This window comes from Sphaerisporangium sp. NPDC088356, from assembly GCF_040685555.1.
GTDB lineage: Bacteria > Actinomycetota > Actinomycetes > Streptosporangiales > Streptosporangiaceae > Sphaerisporangium.
Genome location: NZ_JBFBIK010000013.1, coordinates 55,099 through 65,839, shown reverse-complemented (window position 1 = coordinate 65,839; position 10,741 = coordinate 55,099). Strand labels below are relative to the sequence as shown.

Annotated in this window: 11 protein-coding genes; 4 read left to right on the top strand and 7 right to left on the bottom strand. The window is 71.2% G+C overall.

Annotated elements, in window-relative coordinates; all coding sequences use genetic code 11:
- Positions 1–41 precede the first annotated feature (41 nt).
- The 5 genes from AB0O34_RS07890 to AB0O34_RS07870 all read right to left on the bottom strand — a co-directional run bounded on the left by AB0O34_RS07890 (position 42) and on the right by AB0O34_RS07870 (position 4,922).
- Positions 42–518, bottom strand: coding sequence for a MarR family transcriptional regulator (locus AB0O34_RS07890; RefSeq protein WP_363913852.1), 477 nt, complete (start codon positions 516–518; stop codon positions 42–44).
- Positions 519–634: 116 nt separating this feature from the next.
- Positions 635–2,236: a D-aminoacylase gene (locus tag AB0O34_RS07885; RefSeq protein ID WP_363913850.1), complete on the bottom strand. Its 1,602-nt coding sequence runs from the start codon at positions 2,234–2,236 to the stop codon at positions 635–637.
- 28 nt (positions 2,237–2,264) lie between these two features.
- Positions 2,265–3,395 carry a globin domain-containing protein gene (locus AB0O34_RS07880; protein ID WP_363913848.1) on the bottom strand — a complete coding sequence of 377 codons (1,131 nt, stop codon included), beginning with the start codon at positions 3,393–3,395 and terminating at the stop codon, positions 2,265–2,267.
- Between the two features lie 4 nt (positions 3,396–3,399).
- Positions 3,400–4,068, bottom strand: coding sequence for a pyridoxamine 5'-phosphate oxidase family protein (locus tag AB0O34_RS07875; protein ID WP_363913846.1), 669 nt, complete (start codon positions 4,066–4,068; stop codon positions 3,400–3,402).
- Positions 4,069–4,289: 221 nt separating this feature from the next.
- Positions 4,290–4,922 carry a hypothetical protein gene (locus AB0O34_RS07870; RefSeq protein WP_363913844.1) on the bottom strand — a complete coding sequence of 211 codons (633 nt, stop codon included), beginning with the start codon at positions 4,920–4,922 and terminating at the stop codon, positions 4,290–4,292.
- Positions 4,923–5,071: 149 nt separating this feature from the next.
- Here AB0O34_RS07870 and AB0O34_RS07865 point away from each other — a divergent pair, with 149 nt between their 5' ends.
- The gene (locus tag AB0O34_RS07865) at positions 5,072–5,476 is read left to right on the top strand and encodes a RidA family protein (RefSeq protein ID WP_363913842.1); all 405 of its coding nucleotides are present in this window, start codon (positions 5,072–5,074) and stop codon (positions 5,474–5,476) included.
- Positions 5,477–5,483: 7 nt separating this feature from the next.
- On the opposite strand, the gene AB0O34_RS07860 is transcribed toward AB0O34_RS07865, so the two are convergent.
- The gene (locus AB0O34_RS07860; RefSeq protein ID WP_363913840.1) at positions 5,484–6,149 is read right to left on the bottom strand and encodes a TrkA family potassium uptake protein; all 666 of its coding nucleotides are present in this window, start codon (positions 6,147–6,149) and stop codon (positions 5,484–5,486) included.
- A complete protein-coding gene (locus tag AB0O34_RS07855; RefSeq protein WP_363913838.1) occupies positions 6,142–7,512 on the bottom strand; it encodes a potassium transporter TrkG in 1,371 nt (456 codons plus the stop codon). Before AB0O34_RS07855 ends, AB0O34_RS07860 begins: the two co-directional genes overlap by 8 nt.
- A 251-nt stretch (positions 7,513–7,763) precedes the next feature.
- On the opposite strand from AB0O34_RS07855, the gene AB0O34_RS07850 reads away from it, so the two are divergent.
- The 3 genes from AB0O34_RS07850 (at position 7,764) to AB0O34_RS07840 (ending at position 10,740) form a co-directional block, all read left to right on the top strand.
- The gene (locus AB0O34_RS07850; RefSeq protein WP_363913836.1) at positions 7,764–8,717 is read left to right on the top strand and encodes an LLM class F420-dependent oxidoreductase; all 954 of its coding nucleotides are present in this window, start codon (positions 7,764–7,766) and stop codon (positions 8,715–8,717) included.
- An 83-nt stretch (positions 8,718–8,800) separates the two neighbouring features.
- The gene (locus AB0O34_RS07845; RefSeq protein WP_363913834.1) at positions 8,801–9,724 is read left to right on the top strand and encodes a carbohydrate kinase; all 924 of its coding nucleotides are present in this window, start codon (positions 8,801–8,803) and stop codon (positions 9,722–9,724) included.
- A gap of 140 nt (positions 9,725–9,864) precedes the next feature.
- A complete protein-coding gene (locus AB0O34_RS07840; RefSeq protein ID WP_363913832.1) occupies positions 9,865–10,740 on the top strand; it encodes an alpha/beta hydrolase in 876 nt (291 codons plus the stop codon).
- Position 10,741 lies beyond the last annotated feature (1 nt).

Here is a 10,741-nt window from a genome sequence, read left to right as displayed (position 1 = left end):
CGTCCGTTGTGTTCAGGTTGGTGAGCAGCCGTCCGTTGTGTTCAGGTTGGTGAGCAGCCGTCCGTTGTGTTCAGGTTGGTGAGCACGGCCCCGAAGATGTCGTGCAGTTGCCGGACCTGCTCGGGGGTGAGCCGGTCGAACAGCACCCGGCGTACCTCCTCGACGTGCCCCGGGGCCGCCTCCGAGAGGGCGGCGAAGCCCTCGCCGGTGAGCGTGGCCACGGTGGTGCGGCCGTCGCCGGGACGCTTCTCCCGGCGCACCCACCCCTGCGCCTCCAGCTTGGCGACGGCGTGCGAGAGCCGGCTGGCCGACGAGCGCACCAGCTGGGCCAGCTCGGTCATCGTCATCGATCGCCCGGGCGCCTCCGACAGCATCGCCAGGATCATGTAGTACGTGTGCGGCATCGCGGCGTCACGCTGGAGCTGCCGGTCGAGGGACTCGTGCAGGAGCTGCGAGGCCCAGAGGAAGGTGCGCCAGGTCCTCTGCTCGTCCTCATCCAGCCACCGCGTCTCGCTCACCCCCTCAGTTTACCGGTTCACTTGAGCGCTCAAATGTGGCCGCTTCGCCCACCTGCCGCGGCGGCACGCTCGTCACCGACGCGCGGCAGCGCGTACCCCGGGTGTGAGCGAGACCCTCAGAGGGTGCCGCCGGGGGTGTGGCGTAGTGCTCTGCCGGGGAGGGCGCCGGTGGGGTGGCCGTCGGCGATGACGGGGACGCCGGCCACGAAGACGTACGGGATGCCGGTGGGCTGCCGGCGGGGGTCGTCGAAGGTGGCCGCGTCGCCGACCGTGAGCGGGTCGAACAGCACCAGGTCGGCGTGGTATCCGGGTCTGACCAGCCCCCGTTCGACGAGCTTCAGCCGCCTCGCGGCGTTGCCGGTGAGGTGGGCGACGCACTCCTCCAGCGTGAGCACGCCCTGCTCCCGCACGTAGTGGCCGAGGTAGCGGGGAAAGGAGCCCCACGCCCGGGGATGCGGCCTCGCGCCGGTGAGCAGGCCGTCGCTGCCGCACGTGTGGGCGGGGTGCCTCATGATGGCCCGCACGTTCTCCTCGTTGCCCACGAGCTGCAGGATCGTGGTGCCGAGCTCGTCGTCGACGAGCTGCTCGCGGTAGACCTCGAAGGGCGCGCGGCCGGAGTCGGCGGCGAGCCGGGCGACCGTACGGCCGACGCGATCGGCGAGGGCGGGCGAGCGGGTGCCGGAGATCTGGATGGTGTCCCAGTCGACGGGCACCCCGTGGCAGCCGTCGGAGCCGTCCTCCTCCATGACGCGCCGGACGCGCTCGGCCGTCACGGGGTCGCGGAGCCGGGCCAGGGTGTGGTCGGGGCCGCCCTCGGACGCCCAGCTCGGCAGCAGCGCGGCGAGCGTGGTCGAGCCGGGCAGGTACGGATAGGTGTCCAGGGTGATGTCGCAGCCATCGGCGATCGCGGTGTCGAGCAGGCTCAGGAGCTCCCCGGCACGGCCGGCGTTGACGGCGAAGTTCATCGTCGCGTGGGCGAGGTGCAGCGGGCAGCCGGACGCGCGCGACACCGCCACCATCTCGGCGTACGCCTCCAGCGCGCCCGCGCCGTACGAGCGGTGGTGCGGGGAGTAGTAGCCGCCGAGCCGGGCGACGACCCGGCACAGCTCGACCAGCTCGTCGTCGCCCGCGTACATGCCGGGGGTGTAGGTGAGCCCGCTGGACATGCCGACCGCGCCCTCGGCCATGGCCTCGGCGACCAGCGTCTTCTGCCGTTCCAGCTCGGCCTCGGTGGCGGGCCGCGCGTCCCAGCCCATGGCCAGCATGCGCACCGTGCCCTGCGGCACGAGGTAGCAGGCGTTGACGGCGATGCCGCGGTCGAGCCTCGCGAGGTACTCGCCGACCGACCGCCAGTCCCAGTCGAACCCGCCGGGGTCGCCGTTCCACCCGGCGAGCTGCCGGCGGAGCTGCGCGAGCGTGGTGTCGTCGACGGGCGCGTACGACAGCCCGTCCTGCCCGAGGACCTCGCAGGTGACGCCCTGGCCGACCTTGGCCAGATGGCCAGGATCCGACAGCAGGGCCAGGTCGGAGTGGGCGTGCATGTCGACGAAGCCGGGCGCCAGGATGAGCCCGTCCGCGTCGAGGATCCGGCCGGAGCCGCCCGCTCCCGGCGAGGCGATGGCGGCGATCCGTCCGCCGCTCACGGTGACGTCCGCGACGTGCGCGGGCGCGCCCGTGCCGTCGACCACGGTCGCCCCGCGCAGAACCAGCCCGCCCATCACCCGGTGACCTCCCCGCCGCTCTCCCTCAGGAGTACACCAGAGTGGGCGCCCCCGGCGTGAACTCGGTGTGGATCAGGCGGGACGGCACGCCGAGGTGCAGCAGGCGGGAGGTCGTGACCTGCACCATGTCGGGCGAGCCGCAGACGAAGATGTCCCCGTCCAGGGCGACGCGATGGTTGAGCAGCGCGTCGACGGCGCTCTCCCGCCGCCACTCCTGCGGGTCGTCGGAGACGGCCTTGACCACCCGCAGGCGCCGGTGGTGCGAACGCAGGGCGCGCAGGTCGGGCAGGTCGTACGCGTCGCCGGCGTAGCGGACGCCATGGAAGAGGTCGATGCTCGGCCGGTCGGGCAGCCACATCGACTCCTCGATGAGCGCCTTGAGCGGCGCGAGACCGGTGCCTCCCGCGATGAAGATCAGATGGGAGGTACTCGCCCGTTCGAGCAGGAGAGAACCGCGTGGCGGCCCCAGCATGACGGTGCCACCGACGCGCGTGTGGTGGGCAAGCGCGGTGCTGACCCACCCCCCGGGCACGACCCGCACGTGGAACGTCAGCCGGTGGTCACGGCGCGGCGCGTTGGCGATGGAGTACGGCCGCCAGACCTTGGGCCAGTGGGGCGTCTGCAGGGTGGCGTACTGGCCGGCCTTGAACGGGTAGGGCTGGTCGGGCTCGATGGTGACCACGGCGACCTCGCGCGTGCGCATCTCGTGCCCCACCACGACCCCGGTCCACGAGGGCGGCGTGTACTCGGACTCCTGCTCGGCCGCCTGGACCATCACGTCGGCGATGAACTGGTAGGCGTCGATCCACGCCGAGTCGTAGACGGCCCGCCAGGCGTTCCCGGCGTTGGCCCGCATCGCGATGACCAGGCACCGGCCCACGGCGGGGTAGTGCTCGGGCAAGACCCCGTACTTGCGGTGGTCGCGCGCGAGCTGGCCGAGGTACTCTCCGAGCCCCTCGACGTTCTCGAGGTTGAGCACGACCTGCGTGAGCGCCCGCAGCAGGCGGTCACGCTGGCTGTCCATGGCGGGCGGGAACATCTCCCGGATGTGGGGATAGTCCGCGAAGAGCTTCGCGTAGAAATGCATGGCGACCTTGTCGGCCGCCGGCTCGACCAGAGCCCAGCTCCGGCGGATCAGTTCGATGTCGATGCTCATGGCGTTACTCGGCCGACCGGCCCACTTCCTGTCGCTCGGGATCACGGCCCCGCGTGGCGGCGACGCCGAAGTAGTCGTCGCCCGCGGGCCTGCGGCCCTCGGCGTCGCGGCGCCTGCGGTCCTGCCTGGCAAGGAGCGGGATGTGCTTGGAACAGTGGATGTAGGCCTCCTCGACCTCGACCATGACCCACCGGTCGGCCTTGCGTCCGGGGGCGGTCTGGTCCTCGTCGGTCAGCCCGTGGCGGCGGGCCGCGTCGTACGCGGTGGTGATCGTCGCGGCGCCGTTCACATGCAGCCCCACCAGGTCGTCGAAGAAGTCGACGAACAGCAGGCTGACGTGCGGGTTCTCCATGATGTTGCCCATGCTCGCGAGCACGCCGTTGCCCCGGAACTCCGGGTAGATCAGCCTGCCGGGGTCGAGCACCCGGACGAATCCCGGCGGACCCGCGCGGAAGGAGGTGTCGCAGTTGCCCGCCGCGTCGGAGGTGCCGATGAAGGCCATCTCCTGGCGGGCGACGAACTCCCGCATCTCGGGCGTCAGGCGGTCGACCACCTGCCGGTCGTAGAAGCGGAGCGCCCGCTCTCGCGTGGAGAACAGGCTCTGGAGGAGGTGCTCGCCCCTCGACCCAGGCGGCCCTTCGCCCTCCCGACCGTCGTACGGCCCGTGCTCCATCTACGCTCCCATCACCGTCGCGTCCACCACTGCCCGAGGTGTGGAACGAAACCGACCAATCGCCACAAAAACCCCATAGGCAACATCCGCCACAATAACGGGGGAATCACACAAGTGCCCACGATCTACCGAAATAATCATGACTTGCCCGAGTCATGTGCGGCGCCAGGCTTCCATGATCCCGAGGCACGCGTCAACCACGCCTGGTCCGGCGGAATCGATCAGAAGTACGTCCTGATGAGATCGACGACCTCGGGGTCCGGTGCGTCGATGTCGTCGACCACGGGGATCAGCGTCCACTTGTCGAACGCCGTGCACGGATGGGAGAGCCCGAGGCGGACCACGTCGCCGCAGTCGATGACGGAGCCCTCGTCGAGGGCCAGGAAGGTCAGCTGGTCGTTGAGCGCGGTGACCCGGGCCCCGCCCAGGATCGAGCCGGCCCTGCCCCGCACGGCGTGCGGCTCGGGCAGTCCCTCGTCGAAGGGCAGGTCCCGCTTGCCCGCGTCGAGCAGCGCGAGCGCCGGCTCCGGCCGCGACACGACCCGGGCCCATCCGTGCATCGCCGGGCGCAACGGCCCCGGCCCTGCGCCACGGGAGAACGGGGAGATCGCACGGTAGAAGCCGTCGTCGTGCACGACGTACGCGCCCGACCGCAGCACCACCCGCGCGTCGAGCCCGCCGAGGACCTCCACCACCTGGTCGAAGTACGCGCTGCCGCCCGCGGTGACGATCGGCTCCTCCACCTCGTACTCCAGCTTGCCGTGGAGGGCGGCCACCCGCCGCAGGAATCCGTCCACCGCGCCGAGGCTCGCCGCGGAGGCGTCGTGGCCGAGCGCGCCCTCGTACCCGGCCACGCCGGCCAGGCGCAGCGTGGGAGCGCTAGTTTCTACCCGCGTTACCGGTGCCGGTCAACGCGGCCCTACCGGCTCGGCCACCGCCGTGCGCCCCTGCCCGCACCGGTAGGCTCGGCCGCTGAACCGGGAAGCCGATCTTCGGAGCCGCCATGACTGACAAGACCGCCATCCGTACCGACGGCTCTCCCGCGCCCGCGTGGGTCTTCTCCCAGGGCGTGCGCAAGGGCCCGCTCCTGCAGGTCTCCGGCCAGGGCCCCCAGGACCCGCGGACGTCGGAGTACGTCCACCCGGGCGACGTGCGCGCCCAGACCCGCAGGACGCTGGAGAACGTCAAGGCCATCCTCACGGCCGGGGGCGCGACCGTCGAGGACGTGCTGATGTTCCGGGTCTACCTCACCAAGCGCGAGGACTTCGCCCCGATGAACGAGGCCTACGGCGACTTCGTCAGGGAGAACTGCCCCAGCGGGGTCCCGCCGTGCCGCACCACCGTCTTCACCGGCCTGCCCCACGAGGCGATGCTCGTGGAGATCGACGCCCTGGCCCACGTCGGCTGACCTCGCCTCAGGTGAGCTCCGCGAAGCGCTCCACCTTCTCTATCGTCCCCGACACTATGATGACGTCCCCGTACATCAGGACGGTGTCGGCGGTGGCGTAGGTGAACTCCTGGCCCTGGCTCTTGACGCCCACCACCGTGACGCCGTACTTCTTGCGCAGCCTGGACTCCCCGAGGGACAGGCCCACAAGCTCCTTCGGCGGGCGGGTCTTGACCAGGGCGAAGTTCTCGTCGACCTCGACGTAGTCGAGCATGCGGCCGGTCACCAGGTGGGCCACGCGCTCGCCCATGTCGTGCTCGGGCTGCACGACGTGCCGGATGCCCAGCTGTTCGAGGATACGGGCGTGCTGGCGGCTGACCGCCTTGGCCCAGATGTTCTCCACCTCCAGCTCGACCAGCAGCGAGGCGGTCAGGATGCTCGCCTCCAGGTCACCGCCGATGGCCACCACGGCCTGGTAGAAGTCGGGCACGCCGAGCTGCTCCAGCGCCTCCATGTCGGTGGAGTCGGCCACGACGACGTGGGTGAGGCTCCCCGCGAGGCTCTGCACCACCTTCGGCCGGTTGTCGATGGCCAGCACCTCGGTGCCCCGGCGTACGAGCTCCAGAGCGAGGGAGGTGCCGAAACGGCCCAGCCCGATGACCACCACGGGACTGTCTCTGCTGTACTCAGCCAACGATGGGTCGCTCCTCCGGCAGTTCGTAACGGGTGGTGCGTTCGCGCAGCGCGAGGGCGGAACCGAGGGTGAGCGGGCCCACGCGGCCCACGAACATCAGCAAAAGGATCAGCACGTGCCCCGCGGTGGGCAGGTCGGCGGTGATGCCGGTGGACATGCCGGCCGTGCCGAAGGCCGACACCGCTTCGAACAGCACCTGGTCGAGGCTGTGCGGCGTCAGCGCGAGCAGCGCGTACGTCGAGAACGCCACCAGGCCCACCCCGAGCAGCGCGATGGCGAGGGCCTGGCGCTGGATGGTCTCGGGGATGCGGCGGTGCCCGACGTTCACCCGCGACTCGCCGCGCAGCTCGGCCCACAGGACGAAGGCCAGCAGCCCGAACGTGGTCACCTTGATCCCGCCGCCGGTGCTGGCGCTGCCGCCTCCGATGAACATCAGCACGTCGGTGGCCAGCCAGCTCGTGGGATACATCTGGGTGATGTCGATGCTGTTGAAGCCCGCGCTGCGGGGCATGACGCCGGTGAAGAAGGCGGCCAGCAGCTTGGCCGGGTCCGAGAGCGGGCCGAGCGTCCTCGGATTGGACCATTCGGTCAAAAGGAACACCGCCGTGCCGAACACGACCAGCGCGGCCGACACCCCGAGCGTGATCCGCGTGAGCACCGACCACTTGCTGGGACGCCGCCACGAGCGGAGCAGCTCGAACCACACCGGGAAGCCGAGCCCGCCGACGATGACGGCGATCGCGATGGTGACGCAGATCCAGGGATCGGCGACGAACCTCATCAGGCTGTCCGGCCACAGCGCGAACCCCGAGTTGTTGAACGCCGCGACGGCGTGGAAAGCGCCGAGGTAGGCCGCCCTGCCGATGGGCTCGCCGTACCCGATGGCGAATCGGGCGGTGAGCACCACCGTGGTGACGACCTCGGACACCAGGCTGAACAGCACCACCTTGCGCACGACCCTGCGAAGGTCGACCATGCTGAGCGCCTTGGTCTCCGCCTGTGCCAGCAGGCTGGCCCGCAGCCCCAGCCTGCCGGACACCATCACGGCGAAGAGCGTGGCCAGGGTCATGATGCCGAGGCCGCCCACCTGGACCAGCCCCACGATGACGACCTCCCCGAAGACCGACCAGTGCGTGCCGGTGTCCACGATCACCAGCCCGGTCACGCACACCGCCGAGGTGGCCGTGAACAGCGCCTCCAGCAGGTCGGCCCGCTGCCCGGTGGCCGTGGCGTGCGGCAGGGAGAGCAGCGCCGTGCCGAGGAGGGCCACCACGCCGAAGCCGCCCACGATCACCTGCGCGGGGTGCTGGAAGCGGCCCACCAGGGCTCCCGCGAACCCCGCGCCTCCGAGCGGCTGCGTCATGACGCCGCCGGTACGCGGGCGCGGCGGGACGCGGGATCGGCGAACGTCTGGATCATGGAGCCCCCGGCCGGAAGAGTGAGGCGCGGCACCTGCGGACCAGACCCGCCGGCGCACCGAAGCACAGTAACAAGCACGTGAAAGCCTGACCAATCGCCGGCAACCCTCGCGCCGGGACGGCCATGCCCGTTTGCCCGGTTCCTCAGGGGTAGGGCTTCCTCCGCACACGTGAAGCCGATGACAAGGAGGCGACGATGACCACCTTCGGATACTTCCTCTCCAGCGAGGAACACGGTCCCCGGGAGCTGGTGCGGCAGGCCAAGCTGGCAGAGCGAGCGGGGTTCGAGGGGCTGTGGATCTCCGACCACTACCACCCGTGGCTGGACGAGCAGGGGCAGAGCCCGTTCGTCTGGTCGGTGATCGGAGCCGTCGCCGAGGCCACGTCGCTGCCGATCACCACCGCCGTGACCTGCCCGCTGGTCCGCATCCACCCCGCGGTCATCGCCCAGGCGGCGGCGACCAGCGCCGTGGTCTCCGAGGGCCGGTTCCGCCTCGGCGTCGGCACCGGTGAGGCGCTCAACGAGCACATCCTCGACACGCGGTGGCCCCCGGCCGCCGAACGGCTGGAGATGCTGGAAGAGGCCGTCGAGCTGATGCGCAGGCTGTGGACGGGCGAGCTGGTCACCCATCGGGGCACGCACTACAAGGTCGACACGGCCCGCCTCTACACCCTTCCCGACCAGCCGCCGCCGGTCTACATCTCCGGATTCGGCGACAAGTCGGTCGAGCTGGCCGGGCGGATCGCCGACGGCTACATCTGCACCGGCCCCGCCGCCGAACTGGTGGAGAAGTTCCACTCCTCCGGCGGCCAGGGCAAGCCCGTCCAGGGCGGCCTCAAGGTCTGCTACGCCGAGGACGAGGCGCAGGCGCGCAAGACCGTCCACCGCCTGTGGCCGACGCAGGGCATCAAGGGAGAGGCGTCGCAGCTGCTGCCGCTGCCCCGCCACTTCGAGCAGCTCGCCGAGATGGTCTCCGAGGAGGACGCGACCGCGTCCACCCCGTGCGGCCCGGACCCCGAGGCGCACATCAAGGCGATCAAGCAGTACGTCGACGCAGGCTTCGACGAGCTCTACATCAGCCAGATCGGCCCGGACCAGGAAGCCTTCTTCGACTTCTACGCCAAGGAAGTGCTCCCGCACGTCCGCTAGGCCGATAATGGGTCCGCTGATCCACTCGCCGGCCGCCGGTGCCGTCCGGTCGTCCTCCACACCCGAGGGGAAGATCGGTTCCCATGAGCCAGCACATCGCCGTGATCGGTGAAGCCGTGGCGGACGCCTTCGTGATCCCCGGGGAGGGCATGCTCGACCTCCAGGTGCGCCCGGGAGGCGGCCCGGTCAACACCGCCGTCGCCCTCGGGCGCCTGGGCACCCCGGTCCGCTTCCTCGGCCGCCTGTCGGACGACACGCTCGGTAGCCTCATCCGCGACCACCTCGCCGGTTCCGGCGTCGATCTGAGCGCCTGCGTCACCGCCACGCGGCGCGCGACGATGGCGATCACGGCGGTGAACGCGGCCGGGCAGGCCTCGTACGACTTCTACACCGAGGGCACCGCCGACTGGTTCTGGACCACCGAGGAGCTGGCCGAGCGGGCGCCGTACGACGCCCGCTGCGTGCACGCCGGCTCTCTCGCCCTGGTGCTGGAGCCCGGCGGGCCGCACATCGAGCGGCTGCTGGAGGCCGTGCGCGCCCAGGCGACGATCTCCATCGACCCGAACGTACGGACCGCCCTGGTGCCCGTCTCCACCTACCGCGAGGCCCTCCCCCGGTGGGCACGGATCGCCGACATCCTCAGGCTCAGCGACGAGGACCTGGCCCACCTGGGACTGTCGGCCGAGGAGGCCTTCGGCACCTGGCACAGGCACGGCGTCCGTCTCGTCGTCGTGACCGGTGGCACCGGCGACGTGCACGCCTCGCTCGACGGCGTGCGCATCACGGTCCCGGCCGTCGAGGTCGAGGCCGTCGACACCGTGGGCGCGGGCGACACGTTCACGGCGGGGCTGCTGCACGTGCTGGGGCACCGGGGACGGCTCGGCGGGCGCCTGCCCGACCTCACCCCGGCGGACGTCGAGGCCGCCATCGCCTTCGCCGTACGAGCCGCCGCCGAGACGTGCAAGGTCCCCGGCGCCGACCCCCCATGGGCCCACCAGCTCACGTGAACGACCTCGCGACCGCCGCGCCGTGGACGCCGCGGATACCGCCGGGCCACGCACGCCTCGGATGCCGTCGCCCGGCTTGGAGCGGTGAAGCGCGGGGTCGGTACGCTCGCACGGAGCAGGGACCGTGAAAGGGAGTGGGCATGGCCACCGAATCCCCCCAGCCGCTGGACATCCCCGTCGACGGAGGCGAGCTGCGCGCGCTCCGATGGGGCACCGGGGACGCCGTCATACTGGCCGCTCATGGGATCACCGGCTCCGCCGCCTCCTGGCAGGCGGTCGCCGGGCACATTCCCCCGGGCTGGTCCCTGATAGCCGTCGACCTGCGCGGCCGGGGCGGCAGCACCGACCTGCCGGGGCCGTTCGGCTTCGATCGCCACAGCGCCGACCTGAACGCGGCCGCCCGCCACATCGGCGCCGGGCAGTACGTCCTGACGGGTCACTCCATGGGCGCGTACGTCGCGCTGCTCGCCGCCGTGCGGAGCCCCGAGCTGTACCGTCGCCTGGTCCTCGTCGACGGCGGGATCCCCCTTCCTGTGCCGGAGGGCCTCGACCCCGACGTGGTGATGCAGGCGACGCTCGGCCCCGCGCTGGCCAGGCTCAGCCGGACCTTCGCCTCCGTCGAGGAGTACTTCGACTTCTGGCGCGCCCATCCGGCGTTCAAGGACTCATGGAGCGACGACCTGGAGTTCTACCTGCGGTACGACCTCACCGGCGAGCCGGGTGCCCTGCGTTCCCGCGCCCAGCCGTCAGCGGTCCGCGCCGACGGGCACGACCTGCTGAGCAGCGGGCAGAAGATCACCAAGGCGCTTCGCGCGCTGAAACTCCCCACCGTGCTCCTCACGGCCCCCAGCGGCATGATGGGCGACCCCCCGCCCTTCCTGCCCCCCGCCCTGGTCACCGAGGCCCAGACCCAGTCCCCCACCCTCGAGACCAAGGTCATCCCCGACACCAACCACTACACCATCCTCTTCAACCCCCCTGCAGCCCAAACCGTCATGAGCCACCTGACCACCTGAC